Source organism: Ruegeria sp. CDSB114 (genome assembly GCF_059611025.1).
In genome coordinates, this window is record NZ_JBXWOT010000002.1 from 154,995 (window position 1) to 169,201 (window position 14,207).

A 14,207-nucleotide genomic window follows, 5' to 3' on the forward strand; every position below is an offset into this window, starting at 1 on the left:
ACCGGCGCTGCGCAAGCCTTCTGCGGCGCGGCATGCCACCGCATACCGTTTGCATGTCTCCTACCGATTGCGCTAAACCGCCTGTGACTCATGCATATTTACGGGACACCGCATGTTCGAGATGGACCTGATGTTTTTTGCCGTGGCGATCCCTGCTGTGATCTTCGCCGGCATCTCGAAGGGTGGGTTCGGCTCGGGGGTGGCGTTTGCCGCATCATCGATTCTGGCACTGATCCTGACACCGGGACAGGCGCTTGCACTGATGTTGCCAATTCTGATGGTAATCGACGTCGCTACGCTGGGCCCCTATTGGAAACGCTGGAGCTGGTCGGATTCACGCCTGCTGATCGTGGGGGCAGTGCCGGGTGTGGCAGTGGGCGCCTGGCTGTATCGCGCCACGAATGACGACCTTCTGCGCCTGCTGATCGGAGGAATTTCAGTGGGGTTCGTGATCTGGCATGTGGCCCAGAGAAAGGGCTGGATCCGCGGCTTTGCCAATCGTCTGCCGCCACTTGCGGGAATTTTTGCGGGGTTGGTCGCCGGGTTCACCAGCTTTGTCAGTCATGCGGGCGGCCCACCCGCCGCCGTCTATCTGATCTCGCAGCGTCTGTCGAAAACCGAGTTTCAGGCGAGCACTGTGCTGGTCTTCTGGGTCATCAATGTCGCTAAATTCATTCCGTATGCCTATCTGGGTCTGTTCACATGGCACACTGCGCTGGCCGACTTGTTGCTGGCTCCATTTGCCGTGCTTGGTGCATGGCTGGGTGTGCGCGCGCATTTCATGATATCCGAACGCCTGTTCTTCGGTATTGCCTACGTTTTGCTGATGCTGACCGGAACAAAGCTGATCTGGGAGGCCCTGAGCTAGACATTGGGCGGCAGTGCTTCGGCCATATCTTCGTAGGACTGGCCCGAAGCCACAAGGCAGGTCATTCCATCTGGTAATGTCACCGTAATAGTCCAGCTTCCGCTTTGATCAGAGGCAAAGACTTCCATCACCGCACCTTGTCGGGCGATGCCAATGCTCTTACGCGTTTCGCCATAAGTCTCGGCCAGTCGAGTTAGGACCTCGTCGCGGGGGGCGCAGCTTTGGGCCTGCACCTGCTGGGCGGCCAAAACCATGATACCCAGCCCCATTGTCATCTTGAACAGCGTCTTGCTCATCGGTGAACCCTTTTGATTGCGATCTGCCAAGACGGTGACCGTTGCAGACCGAAATACGGTTAAAGGAACGCACGTTGCGTCGTTAATGCTGCGGTGCGGCAAGTTTGCGCTTGAACTTTCCTGCAGAAAATGCCCCATTCTGCGCAACATTATTTCAAGAGGCCGAAGCCAATGGACTCCCGTCAGCGACCCTACCGTTCTGTATTGTACATTCCCGGTTCCAAGGACCGCGCGTTGGACAAGGCCCGCAACCTGCCTGTTGATGCGGTTATTTTTGACCTCGAAGATGCGGTCGCGGCGGACGAAAAAAACAACGCGCGCGAAACGCTGGGGGCTGCCTTGGCTGCTGGCGGTTATGGGGCGCGGGTCAAGATCGTACGAATCAATGGCCTAGATACCGAATGGGGCCGGGCCGATGCCCAAGCCGTGCGGGACATGGACGTGGATGTGGTTCTGCTGCCCAAAGTGAATTCTGCCGCAGATGTGGATGCATTGGCCGCAATAACCGGTGATCTGCCGATATGGGCCATGATGGAGACGCCGCGCGGGATGCTGAACGCCGCCGAAATTGCCGCGCATCCGCAGATGGCGGGCTTCGTCATGGGCACCAACGATCTGGCCAAGGAATTGCAGACACGGTTCCGCCGAGACCGCCTGCCGTTGCAGGCGTCGCTGGGCCTGTGCCTGTTAGCCGCAAAAGCCGAGGGGCTGATCATCGTCGATGGCGTCTATAACGCCTTCAAGGACAGCGAAGGCCTGGCGGCCGAATGCGCGCAGGGCCGCGATATGGGCTTTGACGGCAAGACCCTGATCCATCCCGCACAGGTCGATGTCACCAACGACGCCTTCGCCCCATCGGATGAGGAAATCGATCTGGCCCGCCGCCAGATCACCGCCTTTGAAGAGACCGAAGCACAAGGGCAGGGCGTCGCGGTCGTCGATGGCAAGATCGTGGAAAACCTGCACGTTGCAACCGCCCGTGAAATTCTGGCAAAAGCAGAGGCGATTTCAGCTTTGCAAGCGGGGTAAGCCAGCATGGGCTTTGTTCTTCTGATTCTTGGTGTGGCGCTCTGGTGGGCCGCACATCTGTTCAAACGCGTGATGCCGGACCAGCGCGCGGCGATGGGCAAAGGCGGTGCGGGCGCGGTGGCGCTGGCACTGCTGGCGTCAATCCTGTTGATGATCTTCGGTTATCGCATGACCGATTTCATCCCAATCTGGTCGCCGCCGACCTTTCTGATCCACGTCAACAACCTGCTGGTGCTGATCGCTATCTATATGATGAGCCCTGCAGGCCAAAAGGGTCGTCTGCTGAACAAGCTGCGTCACCCGATGCTGGGCGGCATGAAGCTCTGGGCCTTTGCGCATTTGCTGGTCAATGGTGATCTGGCCTCAATCGTCCTGTTCGGCGGCTTGCTGGCCTGGGCGGTGGTCGAAGTGATCGTGATCAACAAATCCGAGCCGGACTGGACACCGGGCGAACCGGGCACTTACGGCAAGGATGCGATGTTCTTTGTCGCGTCGATCGTTCTGCTGGGCATTATCGGCTATATTCACGGGTTGGTCGGCCCGTCGCCGTTTGGTTCATAAAGGTTTGACAACATGGCAACACTCTATCGTCTGCTGACCGAGGAAGACACCGCAGCCTTCTGTCACAAAGTGTCGGACGCGCTGGCAAAAGGGTGGGAGCTGTATGGCGACCCGTCCTATGCCTTTGACACTGCAAACAACGTGATGCGTTGTGCGCAGGCCGTGACCAAAGAGGTTGCGACCGACTATTCCCCTGAAATGAAACTGGGACAGCAATAATGGCAAAGACCAATCCGGGCCGTTTCTTCGAGGATTATTCTGTAGGGCAAGTGCTGCACCACGCGGTGCCTCGCACCGTGACCGATGGCGAACGGGCGTTGTATCATGCGCTCTATCCGGCACGTCATGCTCTGTATTCCTCGGATGAGTTCGCCCGGAATTGTGGCCTGCCGCAAAGCCCGATCGATGATCTAGCGGCGTTTCACGTGGTGTTTGGCAAGACTGTCCCTGATGTATCGCTGAATGCTGTGGCTAATCTGGGCTATGCTGAGGGGCGTTGGCTGAAGCCGGTTTATCCCGGCGATACGCTGCGGTCGGAATCCGAAGTGATTGGGGTCAAGCAGAACTCGAACGGAAAAACCGGTGTGGTGTGGGTGCGAACCCGTGGCCTGAACCAGCGCGATGAGGTGGTTATTGAGTATGTCCGCTGGGTGATGGTGCGCAAATCGAACCCTGACGCGCCCGCCCCGGACACGGTGGTGCCCGAGTTGAAACAGGTGCTGGAGCCACAGGATCTGGTAGTGCCACAAGGGCTGAACTTTTCCTCCTATGAATTTGTTCAGGCCGGTGAGGCGCATCGGTGGGGCGATTACGCGATTGGTGAAAAGATTGATCATGTGGACGGCGTCACCGTGGAAGAAGCCGAGCATATGCTGGCCACGCGGCTTTGGCAGAACACCGCCAAGGTTCATTTCGATCTGACCTTCCGCCCCGAAGGCCGTCTGATCTATGGCGGGCACGTGATCTCGATGGCGCGGACCCTGTCGTTCAACGGATTGGCAAATGCGCAGATGATCGTCGGGTTGAACGGTGGCGCCCATGCCAACCCTTGCTTCTCAGGTGATACGATTAAGGCCTGGTCAGAGGTGCTGGACAAAGCCGAAACCGGCATCCCCGGCGTTGGGGTGGTCCGGTTGCGGCTGGTTGCCACGAAGGGCGGAGAGCCATTCGAGTTGAAAAATGACGATGGCCGATATCTGCCCAACGTTCTGTTGGACCTCGACTACTGGGCTTTGATGCCAGTCTGACCCCACATTCATTTGAACGCAGCCTGCAATATTCGTGCTAGGCTGCGACCATGTCTCTGCTTCGCTCTTTCGTCGCCTGTTTCTTTCTGGCCCCGACCGCCGAGGCGTGTGATCTTGCTTTGGCTCTGGCCGTTGATGTCTCGGGATCGGTGGATTCGAACGAATACCGCATACAAATGGACGGCCTGGCCGCTGGATTGCGTGACCCCATCGTCTCCGAGGCGCTCGTGCGCGGGAATGCGCGGTTGATGCTGGTCCAATGGACCGGAGCCTCTCGTCAGAAGGTGACGATCCCCTGGACACATATGGATAGCTTTGAAGCCATAGATAGTTTCGCCAGACAGGTGGCTGCGGATGCTAGAGTCTGGCGCAATTTTTCGACTGCAATCGGTGAGGCGCTTGAGACCACAATGTCCAGTTTCAGCGAGGTAACCGAATGCAAACGGCACCTGATTGATATCTCGGGTGATGGGGTTTCCAACGAAGGGGTTGAACCGTCCGAGATTCACGATGTGTTGCGTGGGAAAGGTGTCACGGTAAATGCCATCGCCATCGAGGAAAGCGAACCCGACTTGACGGCCTATTTCTTTGAGAACGTCATTGTAGGTGAGGGAGCGTTTGTCGTTTCGGCGGCCGGGTTCGAGGATTATCCGGCCCGCATCCGAAAGAAACTGTTGCGGGAAGTGACCCAGCAAACGGCCGGTCTGAAATAAGTGTGGCAGGGATTCGGAGCTGCAGGCGCTAACATCTGTTTCGTCTTATTTGATTTGTGATCACAAGAATATTTTGTGTGATCACTTTATCGCTTAATCTGTCATTTTGCGCGAATTCTGAGCTTTTTTGCAGCTGCAGCACGTGACAGTGTCGCAAAAACCAGTAAAACCTTCGGAAGCCAACCGAAAAGGAGCCGCCATGAGCGATGTAAATCGGGGCAACCGCCCGCTCTCACCGCATATCCGCATCTACCGCCCACAGATGACGTCTCTGTCGTCGATCATGGTTCGGATGACTGGATTGGCCGTGTTCGCAATCGCAGCACTTGTGGTGTGGTGGCTGTTGGCGGCGGCAACCTCTGAGGCGGCCTTTGCAGGCATAGACGGGTTTCTGCGCAGCTGGTTCGGTGATCTTGTCATGACCGGAGCGGCCTGGGGTTTGTGGTACCACACATTGGGCCGGTTGCGTCATGTCTTTTGGGATTTCGGCTACTGTCTGGATGTCGATCTATCTGAAAAGCTGGGATGGGGCATGTTCGTTGGTGCCACGATCCTGACCATCATCACCGTTCTTGTGGTTTAAGGAGACGTTCGATGCGATACCTGACTGACCGTAAACGCGCCGAGGGTCTGGGAGCGGGCAAATCCGGAACCCAAACACATTGGAACACAATGGTCCGGGCCATGATCCTGACTGTTCTGATTCCTCTCTTCATCTTCACATTTGGTGCGGGTCTGGGCGGAACCTACGAAGAGGTTCTGGCTTATTTCAGTCGCCCCTTCCCGGCGATCGTATGCGCGCTGACACTGATCGTTGCCCTGTTGCAGCTGATGTACGAAGCGCAGGAGGCCATCGAAGACTATATCCATGGTGTCGCCGAAAAAGTGACGCTGGTTGCGATGTGGGCGTTTGGCTACACGCTGATGGTTGCAGGGCTGTTCGCCCTGGTGAAACTCGCCCTGTGATGATGCGCGGTAAGGAATAAGAACAATGACAGCAGCATATGAATACGAAACCCACGAATACGACGTCGTTGTCGTAGGCGCAGGTGGTGCAGGTCTTCGCGCAACGCTGGGTATGGCGGAACAGGGTCTGCGTACGGCATGCGTGACCAAGGTGTTCCCGACCCGCTCGCACACGGTTGCCGCACAGGGCGGCATCGCGGCGTCGCTGTCGAATATGGGTCCTGACCACTGGCAGTGGCATATGTACGACACGGTCAAGGGCTCGGACTGGCTGGGCGACACCGACGCGATGGAATACCTCGCACGTGAGGCACCCAAGGCGGTCTATGAGCTAGAGCATTACGGTGTGCCCTTCAGCCGGACCGAGGAAGGCAAGATTTATCAGCGTCCCTTTGGTGGCCACACCACCGAATTTGGCGAAGGCCCCGCCGTGCAGCGGACCTGTGCCGCCGCTGACCGGACCGGCCACGCGATCCTGCACACGCTCTATGGTCAGTCGTTGAAAAACAATGCTGAGTTCTACATCGAATATTTTGCCATCGATCTGATCATGTCCGACGACGGACAGTGTCAGGGCGTTGTCTGCTGGAAGCTGGACGATGGCACCATGCATGTGTTCAACGCCAAGATGGTGGTGCTGGCGACCGGCGGCTATGGCCGGGCGTATTTCAGCGCCACTTCGGCCCATACCTGTACCGGTGACGGTGGCGGTATGGTGGCCCGCGCGGGTCTGGCGCTGCAGGATATGGAGTTCGTTCAATTTCACCCGACCGGCATCTACGGCTCGGGCTGTCTGATCACCGAAGGTGCGCGGGGTGAGGGCGGGTACCTGACCAATTCCGAAGGCGAACGGTTCATGGAGCGCTATGCGCCTCAGTACAAAGACCTGGCACCGCGCGACTATGTCTCGCGCTCGATGACCATGGAAATCCGCGAAGGACGTGGTGTGGGTGCAGAGGGCGACCACATCCACCTGAACCTCAGCCACTTGCCTGCCGAGGCATTGGCCGAACGTCTGCCCGGTATTTCCGAAAGCGCCAAGATCTTTGCCGGTGTGGACGTGACCAAAGAGCCGATCCCGGTTCTGCCGACCGTGCATTACAACATGGGCGGTATCCCGACCAACTATTGGGGTGAAGTTCTGAACCCCACCGCCGATGATCCAACCGCTGTCGTGCCCGGCCTGATGGCTGTGGGTGAGGCGGGTTGTGCCTCGGTCCATGGGGCGAACCGTTTGGGCTCAAACTCGCTGATCGATCTGGTGGTCTTTGGCCGCGCGGCGGCGATCCGGGCCGGCAAGGTTGTGGATGCCGATAGCGCCAACCCGGTTCTGAACCAGGGGTCGGTCGACAAAGCCTTTGATCGCTTTGACACCGTCCGTAACGCCAGCGGAGCGATCCCGACCGCCGATCTGCGGCTTGAGATGCAAAAGACCATGCAGGCTGACGCGGCCGTATTCCGCACCGCCAAAACCATGGCTGAAGGCGTTGAAAAGATGACGGCGATTGCCGCCAAGATGGACGACCTGAAAGTCACCGACCGCTCGCTGGTCTGGAACAGCGATCTGATGGAAACGCTGGAACTGACCAACCTGATGCCAAGTGCGTTGGCCACCATCGTCGGTGCCGAAGCGCGCAAGGAAAGCCGTGGTGCCCATGCGCATGAGGATTTCAGCGAACGCGACGACAAAAACTGGCGCGTTCACACGGTGTCCCGCGTGGACGGCAACAAGGTCGATCTCAGCTATCGCCCGGTGATCGTCGATCCGCTGAGCACCGAAGCAGAAGGCGGAATCAGCCTGAAGAAAATCGCGCCCAAGGCGCGGACTTTCTGATGTGATTGGGCAGTCCGCGACCAACCACCGGACTGCTCAAGTTCTATGGGTAAGTAATATCTGTACTTAGCCAATCGGCTATGGCGAGATGAATGTTTCAATGTACTCATTCACATCGGCTTCAGAGATTTCCTGACGCTGTGCCAATATGTCGAGAATTTTCAGGCTGACATCTGTGAACCCAAAAACACCTTCGGTTAGAATTGCCAGTCGCTTTAGCATCTGGCTATTCAGCTCTGCAGGATCAGACAAGTCCCTGAGATAGATAATGTCCCCGTCCAGCATTTGTGTCGATTCAAAGTCCGAAAGAGCTCCCGACCATTTCGATATGACCAGCCTGTTCTCGATATGCGCAAAACTATGGGGCAAAAACCCCAATTTTCTGAGAAATGTGTCAACCTCGCCAAAACCTGGCTGATTCTCGTACAATGGAAAAAACGATACTTCGGTCTGTATGGCGGCGACATTTTTCAGCGTGTTTTCCGCCGAGGTAAACACCGAAAGTTCGGCGCCCTGAATATCGATTTTCAGAAAATCCACTGGACCCAAACCTGCGATATCATCCAGCCGCTGGGTTTGCATCTCCATACTGCCAATTTGCCTTGCAGCTTTGCGTAGGCCGCGTAGGTAAAGAAGTGTTTTTTCCCTTATTTTCAGCAAGGATGTCAAACCCGAACCCTTGTAGATATTCAACAAGGCCGGTTTGCCGTCTCCGACTGCAAAGTTGAAATACTCTTCATTTGCACCTTTATTGCGGACGACCTCTTTCATCGTATTTTCCTGAGGTTCGAAACCGACGACATTGCAAAATTTGCTCTTTAGTAGTTCACGGTAAGGGGCGTCATGGCGCATTGGATTGGCGCCAATATCGGCAATGCGTACAAAACTGGTCAAATCCAGAAGATCGTACAAAGCAGAAATGCGGGCGCTGAAAAGATTATCCATTTCTTAGAACCGTAAGCGCTTCGGCCAACTTGCGGCTGATCCGCTCTGGCGCGCGTTCCTGAGCGAATTCGAAGCACGCCCTACGTTTTTCAGCGAGTTCTGAATCGGACATTTCCATCACCTTCATCATCATGCGGATCAGTCCTCGAGGGTTTTGTGCCGGATACAGTAGATCATGACAGGATTCCGGGGTCGTCTGGCGGTGGGGTTCAATGTCCGGGGCGACAACTGGCAAGCCGAAGGTCATGGCAAGCATTGCGGTTCCTGAGGTGAAGGTTTGTGTAGATGGCAAAACATAGGCGTGAGCTTGGGAAAAAACACTCGGAATAGCCTCATCTTCTACGCGTTCGCCTATCACGGTTACGTTTGAAATGGCGTCCAGCCGTCGTACCAATCGCCGACTGGGCCGAAAGACTCGGCCTACCACTGACATATGAAAGTCGAAACCCCTGTTGGTTAGCTTCCGGATGGCGAAATGAAGCCGGTCCAACTCGCGGTTTCCGCGCATCGCGCCAAATGTCAAAAAATGGGTCTGATCGCGTGGTTGCATCAGGCGTGCAAGCGTGATTTCGGCGCTTTCATAAACGCCTAGATAGCTTGGGTGAGGGATCAGGCAAATCTTATTCGGTTCCGCGTCATATTGGGCGATCATATGTTGTCGCGCATTTGGGGTATGGACATGGATCATATCGACCAGCTCTGCCAACTTGCGTCGCGCTGCGTGAAATCCATCGTTGCCCTCACGCGCTGAATGCGCGGTGCGATTGTGAATGGTCCAGATGACGCGACCACCGTTTGATTTATACAGCTCAAGTCCCGACACGGCATCTTGAAACAGAGCGTTGTTCGCGGGATCTTCACCATCCTTGATCGGAAACAGCCTGTCATCCCATTGGATATGCAGGATTCCGTGTTCGGTCTGAAATTCTGGTTTCGCAATCTCTGCAAAGTTCAGCTGTTTCATTGCAGCTAGAGAAAACTCTGGCTCGCATGCGCTGTACATCATGTTTTGATAGGGGTTTTTGGTGCCGTAGGGAATATTCAATACTCGTGTCTGCATACGGCACTCAGCTTTTGCTTTCTCGGGTGCAGACTCCATGCACATAAGCTCAATGTAAAGGTGAAATCACCCATCTTTATTGACTGTTTTCAAGGCTAAATGGTTGGCTTTCGCACTTGCAGCGTGTATCTATACACGGGAATTTAACGAGGTCGGAAATGGTACAACTCACCCTGCCAAAAAATTCTCGGATTACCACCGGAAAGACATGGCCCAAGCCAGAGGGCGCGACGAATGTGCGCAAGTTCCAGATCTATCGCTGGAATCCTGACGACGGTCAAAATCCCCGGGTGGATACCTATTTCGTCGATATGGACAGCTGCGGTCCGATGATTTTGGATGCGCTGATCAAGATCAAGAATGAGGTCGACCCAACCTTGACCTTCCGCCGGTCTTGTCGCGAAGGCATTTGTGGGTCCTGTGCGATGAATATCGACGGGATCAACACGCTGGCCTGTATCTATGGCATGGATGAGATCAAGGGCGATGTGAAAATCTATCCTTTGCCCCATATGCCTGTGGTCAAGGACCTGATTCCGGACCTGACCCATTTCTATGCCCAGCACGCCAGCATCATGCCCTGGCTAGAAACCAAGACCAACCGGCCTGCGAAAGAGTGGAAGCAATCCATTGAAGACCGCAAAAAGCTGGATGGTCTTTATGAATGTGTGATGTGCGCCAGCTGCTCGACCTCGTGCCCAAGTTATTGGTGGAATGGCGACCGCTATCTTGGCCCGGCGGCTCTGCTGCATGCATATCGTTGGATCATTGACAGTCGAGATGAGGCAACGGGTGAGCGCCTGGATGAGTTGGAAGATCCGTTCAAGCTATATCGTTGCCACACGATCATGAACTGCGCCAAAACCTGCCCGAAGGGTCTGAACCCTGCAAAGGCAATCGCCGAGATCAAAAAGATGATGGTCGAACGCACGGTGTGAGGCGGACTTGATCCATGTGCCTGCTGTGTTGCGGCAGGTGCAATTCCCATTTGCAAGAATATGTGGTGTGAACGCCTGCAGCCTGTCCTATGTTTGGTTCAGGGAGGAGTGATTATGTCACAATGGGATCACTCCGATGAGAACCAAAACCAACTCCGCTGATGCCGCCGAAGCCCTGGAATTGCTGGAACAGGCATGGGCCTATTATACGCCAGAAACGGTAATCCCCACTTCAGAGCGGATGCCAGAGCTGTTCGAATACGCAAATGCTGCCTGATCTGCGATTGCAGGGCTTGAAAACAACCGACTGATCAGCAAAGCAGGAGAATGCCTGTTTTTCTTCTGCTTCTTGCTGCCGCCGTATTCGCCTATTTTCTGTGGCGCGCCCGTACTTCGTCACTGACGCGTGAATGCCGCTGGCGCCAGCACCGAAAAGAAGGGCAATGGGTCTGTTCGTTTTGCGGTGCTCAGACCGATGGGGCGGAAAGCCCCAAGCAGTGTTTAAAGGGATCGACCGGTAGATAGCCAATGCGGGACAGGGTCGACCCTGCCCCAACCCGTTTGCTAAGCCTTTGGAAACGCCGCCTGAAGTGCGATCTCAACCATGTCGCCAAAGCTGCTTTCACGTTCGGACGATGGCAGAGCTTCTCCTGTCAGCAAGTGGTCGGAAACGGTCAGCACGGCAAGGGCCCGGCACTTGTGGCGCGCGGCCAGGATGTAAAGTTCGGCGGCCTCCATTTCGACGCCCAGAATGCCGTGACGCACCATCTGTTCGTTCAGATCGGGACGTTCATCGTAGAACACATCCGAGGAATAAATCCCGCCAACATGAGTTGGTGTTCCTTTGTTTGCCGCAGCCTGAAAGGCGGCCTGCAACAGGCTCCAATCTGCGCAAGGTGCAAAGTTGAGCTCTTTCATGATCCCCCGAGACGGCGTGCTGAGCGTGGTCGAAGTCATCGCCAAAATGACATCACGAATGTTCACACTGTCCTGCATCCCGCCACATGACCCTATACGGATCAAAGTTCTGGCGCCAAAATCGCGGATCAATTCATTCACGTAAATTGACAGCGAGGGCATTCCCATACCGCTGCCTTGAATCGTGACCGGATTACCTTTCCAGGTTCCGGTGAAGCCCAACATGCCACGCACGTCATTCACCAGTTTGGCGTCATCCAGAAAAGTTTCTGCAGCCCATTTTGCCCGGTAAGGATCACCGGGTAAAAGAACTGTTTCAGCGATTTCGCCTTTTTCGGCGCCTATATGAATCGTCATTTCGTTATCAATTCCATTCAGATTTCCATATCCGAAATATCCGCTCCGGCTTTCAAAGCTTCGTGTACCCAATGCGGCTTGCGACCGCGTCCCGACCAGGTTTGATCGTGGTTGGATGGATTTCGGTATTTTGCTTTTGTTTTCGGTACCTTAAGAGATTTCGAGGACCCATCAGAAAGTTCGGAAAGGGAAAACCCAAATTCCGCTGCGGCTTTCTGAGCGGCTTTCAAAGCCTCTTTCCTATCACGTCTTTCGGCTGCTTTCAGCGCCACATCTACATTGGCACGCAATTCCAACAGTTCATTGCGCGTCATCTTTTCGAGATTCATTCCCATTTACATTCCCCTGATGTTACCGAATTACAATGTCCCCGAAGAGTCACCGTAGTTCTAAAAGCATCCATTATCTATCCCTTTCGCGAAGGCGATAGATACGGGGAAAATGGGTGGCAAATCGGCGGTTATTCAGCGGCCAGGTTTTGCGGATCAACCAAGGAAACTATGTCGCCCATGATTGCATTCAACTCGAAGTTTTTTGGCGTGTAGATTTTGGCCACACCCATCGCTTTGAGTTTTTCAGCATCGTCATCAGGGATAATGCCACCGACAACAACAGGAACATCGTTCAGGCCCGCCTCGCGCAGACGGTTCAGAACGTCCTGAACCAACGGTATGTGACTGCCGGACAGAATCGACAGGCCGATCACATGGGCTTTGTCCTCGATTGCGGCGGCCACAATTTCCTCGGGTGTCAGACGGATGCCGTCATAGCTGATGTCCATGCCGCAATCGCGGGCGCGGAAGGCGATCTGTTCAGCGCCATTTGAATGGCCGTCCAGACCGGGTTTCCCGACCAGGAATTTCAGGCGACGCCCCAGCTTGTCACTGACCGCGTCAACGGCCGAGCGCAAGTCCTCCAGCCCTTCGGTTTTGTTTGAGACCGAGCCGGAAACGCCGGTCGGGCCGCGATATGTGCCATAGACTTTGCGCATCTCTTCGGCCCATTCGCCGGTGGTGACGCCAGCCTTGGCGGCGACGATTGACGGCTCCATTACATTCGCACCGGATTGTGCGGCCTCGCGCAAAGCGGCCAGCGCTGCTGCAACTGCCGCGCCATCCCGTTCGGTGCGCCATTCGTTCAGGCGGTTGATCTGTTCCTGCTCTACTGCCGGATCAACGACCATGATGCCGCCGTCTTCGGTTTCCAGGGGTGAGGGCTCGCCCTCGGTCCATTTGTTCACGCCGACCACAATGGTCTCGTTGCGCTCGATCCGGTTGAGGCGCTCTGCGTTGGAATCGACCAAACGGGACTTCATGTATTCGATCGAAGCGACAGCACCCCCCATCGAATCCAGGTTCGCCAGTTCGGCCCGCGCGCCCTCTTTCAATTCTTCGACTTTGGCGTCTACGGCCGGGTTGCCGTCGAACAGATCGCCATATTCCAGCAGGTCGGTTTCATAGGCCAGAATCTGTTGCATCCGCATCGACCACTGCTGATCCCACGGGCGGGGCAGGCCAAGGGCCTCGTTCCATGCTGGCAGTTGTACCGCGCGGGCACGGGCCTTTTTCGACAAGGTCACCGCCAGCATTTCGATCAGGATACGGTAGACGTTGTTTTCCGGCTGCTGCTCGGTCAGTCCCAGTGAGTTCACCTGCACACCATAGCGGAAGCGGCGGAATTTCGGGTTTTCAACGTCATAACGTTGTTGCAGGATTTCATCCCAAAGATCCACAAAGGCGCGCATTTTGCACATCTCGGTGACAAAGCGGATGCCGGCATTCACAAAGAACGAAATCCGTCCGCACAATGCTGGGAAATCCTCGGCCGGGACGCGCGGGCGCAACTCGTCAAGAACGGCTATGGCGGTGGCCAGCGCATAGGCCAGTTCCTGTTCGGGCGTCGCGCCAGCCTCTTGCAGGTGATAGGAACACACATTCATCGGGTTCCATTTCGGCACATTGGAATAGCAATACTCGGCCACATCCGCGATCATCTTGAGCGACGGTTTCGGCGGACAGACATAAGTGCCGCGGCTCAGGTATTCCTTGATCAGATCGTTCTGAACCGTGCCCTGCAGTTTCGAGACATCGGCGCCCTGTTCCTCGGCAACCGCTATATAGAGCGCCAGCAACCAAGGAGCCGTGGCGTTTATCGTCATCGACGTGTTCATCTGTTCCAACGGGATCTGGTCGAACAAAACCCGCATGTCGCCCAGATGGCTGATCGGTACACCCACTTTACCAACCTCGCCGCGTGCCAGCGTGTGATCGCTGTCATAGCCGGTTTGCGTCGGCAGATCGAAGGCCACTGACAGACCCGTCTGACCCTTGGCCAGATTCCCGCGATACAGCGCGTTGGACGCTTTGGCGGTGGAATGACCGGCATAGGTTCGGATGAGCCAGGGGCGATCTTTCTGCGTCTGCGTCATAACTGGGCCTCGTATTGCGGGTGGGCAAGAAAATTACGTTCATGGGT

17 protein-coding genes are annotated in these 14,207 nt (G+C 55.7%); 11 read left to right on the plus strand and 6 right to left on the minus strand.

From position 1 onward, the window contains the following. The first annotated feature begins 112 nt into the window (after positions 1-112). Positions 113-868, plus strand: coding sequence for a sulfite exporter TauE/SafE family protein (locus AC2FIP_RS08290; RefSeq protein WP_496785921.1), 756 nt, complete (start codon positions 113-115; stop codon positions 866-868). Here the strand turns inward: AC2FIP_RS08290 and AC2FIP_RS08295 are convergent. Beyond that, on the minus strand, positions 865-1,164 hold the full coding sequence (locus AC2FIP_RS08295; RefSeq protein ID WP_496700900.1) for a hypothetical protein: 300 nt from the start codon (positions 1,162-1,164) through the stop codon (positions 865-867). The two genes, AC2FIP_RS08290 and AC2FIP_RS08295, sit on opposite strands and share 4 nt — an antisense overlap. Positions 1,165-1,335: 171 nt before the next feature. Between AC2FIP_RS08295 and AC2FIP_RS08300 the strand changes: the two genes are divergently transcribed. The 8 genes from AC2FIP_RS08300 (at position 1,336) to sdhA (ending at position 7,514) form a co-directional block, all read left to right on the plus strand. Next, positions 1,336-2,193 carry an HpcH/HpaI aldolase/citrate lyase family protein gene (locus AC2FIP_RS08300; protein WP_496785923.1) on the plus strand — a complete coding sequence of 286 codons (858 nt, stop codon included), beginning with the start codon at positions 1,336-1,338 and terminating at the stop codon, positions 2,191-2,193. Positions 2,194-2,199: 6 nt separating this feature from the next. After that, on the plus strand, positions 2,200-2,754 hold the full coding sequence (locus AC2FIP_RS08305; RefSeq protein ID WP_496688977.1) for an NnrU family protein: 555 nt from the start codon (positions 2,200-2,202) through the stop codon (positions 2,752-2,754). Positions 2,755-2,766: 12 nt separating this feature from the next. Then, on the plus strand, positions 2,767-2,973 hold the full coding sequence (locus AC2FIP_RS08310) for a DUF1737 domain-containing protein (protein WP_142635490.1): 207 nt from the start codon (positions 2,767-2,769) through the stop codon (positions 2,971-2,973). Beyond that, a complete protein-coding gene (locus tag AC2FIP_RS08315; RefSeq protein ID WP_496750013.1) occupies positions 2,973-4,001 on the plus strand; it encodes a MaoC family dehydratase in 1,029 nt (342 codons plus the stop codon). The genes AC2FIP_RS08310 and AC2FIP_RS08315 overlap by 1 nt, the downstream gene beginning before the upstream one ends. A gap of 50 nt (positions 4,002-4,051) precedes the next feature. Then, positions 4,052-4,714: a DUF1194 domain-containing protein gene (locus AC2FIP_RS08320; RefSeq protein ID WP_142635494.1), complete on the plus strand. Its 663-nt coding sequence runs from the start codon at positions 4,052-4,054 to the stop codon at positions 4,712-4,714. Between the two features lie 199 nt (positions 4,715-4,913). Then, positions 4,914-5,297: a succinate dehydrogenase, cytochrome b556 subunit gene (sdhC, locus tag AC2FIP_RS08325; RefSeq protein WP_142635496.1), complete on the plus strand. Its 384-nt coding sequence runs from the start codon at positions 4,914-4,916 to the stop codon at positions 5,295-5,297. A gap of 11 nt (positions 5,298-5,308) precedes the next feature. After that, positions 5,309-5,680 (plus strand): succinate dehydrogenase, hydrophobic membrane anchor protein, encoded by a 372-nt coding sequence (locus AC2FIP_RS08330; protein WP_142635498.1) that lies wholly within the window; start codon positions 5,309-5,311, stop codon positions 5,678-5,680. A 25-nt stretch (positions 5,681-5,705) separates the two neighbouring features. Further along, positions 5,706-7,514 (plus strand): succinate dehydrogenase flavoprotein subunit, encoded by a 1,809-nt coding sequence (gene sdhA, locus AC2FIP_RS08335; RefSeq protein ID WP_496700892.1) that lies wholly within the window; start codon positions 5,706-5,708, stop codon positions 7,512-7,514. Positions 7,515-7,592: 78 nt separating this feature from the next. Here sdhA and AC2FIP_RS08340 read toward each other — a convergent pair whose 3' ends face one another. Further along, positions 7,593-8,459: an FkbM family methyltransferase gene (locus tag AC2FIP_RS08340; RefSeq protein ID WP_496785925.1), complete on the minus strand. Its 867-nt coding sequence runs from the start codon at positions 8,457-8,459 to the stop codon at positions 7,593-7,595. Further along, the gene (locus tag AC2FIP_RS08345) at positions 8,452-9,519 is read right to left on the minus strand and encodes a glycosyltransferase family 4 protein (protein ID WP_496785927.1); all 1,068 of its coding nucleotides are present in this window, start codon (positions 9,517-9,519) and stop codon (positions 8,452-8,454) included. The genes AC2FIP_RS08340 and AC2FIP_RS08345 overlap by 8 nt, the downstream gene beginning before the upstream one ends. Positions 9,520-9,677: 158 nt before the next feature. On the opposite strand from AC2FIP_RS08345, the gene AC2FIP_RS08350 reads away from it, so the two are divergent. Together AC2FIP_RS08350 and AC2FIP_RS08355 are read left to right on the plus strand one after the other, a co-directional pair. Further along, a complete protein-coding gene (locus tag AC2FIP_RS08350; protein WP_496785929.1) occupies positions 9,678-10,457 on the plus strand; it encodes a succinate dehydrogenase iron-sulfur subunit in 780 nt (259 codons plus the stop codon). A gap of 136 nt (positions 10,458-10,593) precedes the next feature. Further along, positions 10,594-10,734, plus strand: coding sequence for a hypothetical protein (locus tag AC2FIP_RS08355; RefSeq protein WP_185956642.1), 141 nt, complete (start codon positions 10,594-10,596; stop codon positions 10,732-10,734). A gap of 287 nt (positions 10,735-11,021) precedes the next feature. On the opposite strand, the gene deoD is transcribed toward AC2FIP_RS08355, so the two are convergent. The 3 genes from deoD to AC2FIP_RS08370 form a co-directional block, all read right to left on the minus strand. Continuing rightward, positions 11,022-11,732 carry a purine-nucleoside phosphorylase gene (gene deoD, locus AC2FIP_RS08360; RefSeq protein ID WP_496750017.1) on the minus strand — a complete coding sequence of 237 codons (711 nt, stop codon included), beginning with the start codon at positions 11,730-11,732 and terminating at the stop codon, positions 11,022-11,024. 17 nt (positions 11,733-11,749) lie between these two features. Next, positions 11,750-12,067, minus strand: a complete 318-nt coding sequence (locus tag AC2FIP_RS08365; protein ID WP_496785931.1) for an H-NS histone family protein — start codon at positions 12,065-12,067, stop codon at positions 11,750-11,752. Positions 12,068-12,192: 125 nt separating this feature from the next. Beyond that, the gene (locus tag AC2FIP_RS08370; RefSeq protein WP_496786139.1) at positions 12,193-14,175 is read right to left on the minus strand and encodes a protein meaA; all 1,983 of its coding nucleotides are present in this window, start codon (positions 14,173-14,175) and stop codon (positions 12,193-12,195) included. Positions 14,176-14,207: the final 32 nt, after the last annotated feature.

Bases quoted from the DNA above. Each gene is read 5' to 3' on its own strand.
- deoD (WP_496750017.1), bottom strand. From the start codon at position 11,732: ATGACGATTCATATAGGCGCCGAAAAAGGCGAAATCGCTGAAACAGTT.
- AC2FIP_RS08330 (WP_142635498.1), top strand. From the start codon at position 5,309: ATGCGATACCTGACTGACCGTAAACGCGCCGAGGGTCTGGGAGCGGGC.
- AC2FIP_RS08365 (WP_496785931.1), bottom strand. From the start codon at position 12,067: ATGGGAATGAATCTCGAAAAGATGACGCGCAATGAACTGTTGGAATTG.
- sdhA (WP_496700892.1), top strand. From the start codon at position 5,706: ATGACAGCAGCATATGAATACGAAACCCACGAATACGACGTCGTTGTC.
- AC2FIP_RS08295 (WP_496700900.1), bottom strand. From the start codon at position 1,164: ATGAGCAAGACGCTGTTCAAGATGACAATGGGGCTGGGTATCATGGTT.
- AC2FIP_RS08310 (WP_142635490.1), top strand. From the start codon at position 2,767: ATGGCAACACTCTATCGTCTGCTGACCGAGGAAGACACCGCAGCCTTC.
- AC2FIP_RS08315 (WP_496750013.1), top strand. From the start codon at position 2,973: ATGGCAAAGACCAATCCGGGCCGTTTCTTCGAGGATTATTCTGTAGGG.
- AC2FIP_RS08345 (WP_496785927.1), bottom strand. From the start codon at position 9,519: ATGCAGACACGAGTATTGAATATTCCCTACGGCACCAAAAACCCCTAT.
- AC2FIP_RS08290 (WP_496785921.1), top strand. From the start codon at position 113: ATGTTCGAGATGGACCTGATGTTTTTTGCCGTGGCGATCCCTGCTGTG.
- AC2FIP_RS08300 (WP_496785923.1), top strand. From the start codon at position 1,336: ATGGACTCCCGTCAGCGACCCTACCGTTCTGTATTGTACATTCCCGGT.
- AC2FIP_RS08320 (WP_142635494.1), top strand. From the start codon at position 4,052: ATGTCTCTGCTTCGCTCTTTCGTCGCCTGTTTCTTTCTGGCCCCGACC.
- sdhC (WP_142635496.1), top strand. From the start codon at position 4,914: ATGAGCGATGTAAATCGGGGCAACCGCCCGCTCTCACCGCATATCCGC.
- AC2FIP_RS08350 (WP_496785929.1), top strand. From the start codon at position 9,678: ATGGTACAACTCACCCTGCCAAAAAATTCTCGGATTACCACCGGAAAG.
- AC2FIP_RS08340 (WP_496785925.1), bottom strand. From the start codon at position 8,459: ATGGATAATCTTTTCAGCGCCCGCATTTCTGCTTTGTACGATCTTCTG.
- AC2FIP_RS08355 (WP_185956642.1), top strand. From the start codon at position 10,594: ATGAGAACCAAAACCAACTCCGCTGATGCCGCCGAAGCCCTGGAATTG.
- AC2FIP_RS08305 (WP_496688977.1), top strand. From the start codon at position 2,200: ATGGGCTTTGTTCTTCTGATTCTTGGTGTGGCGCTCTGGTGGGCCGCA.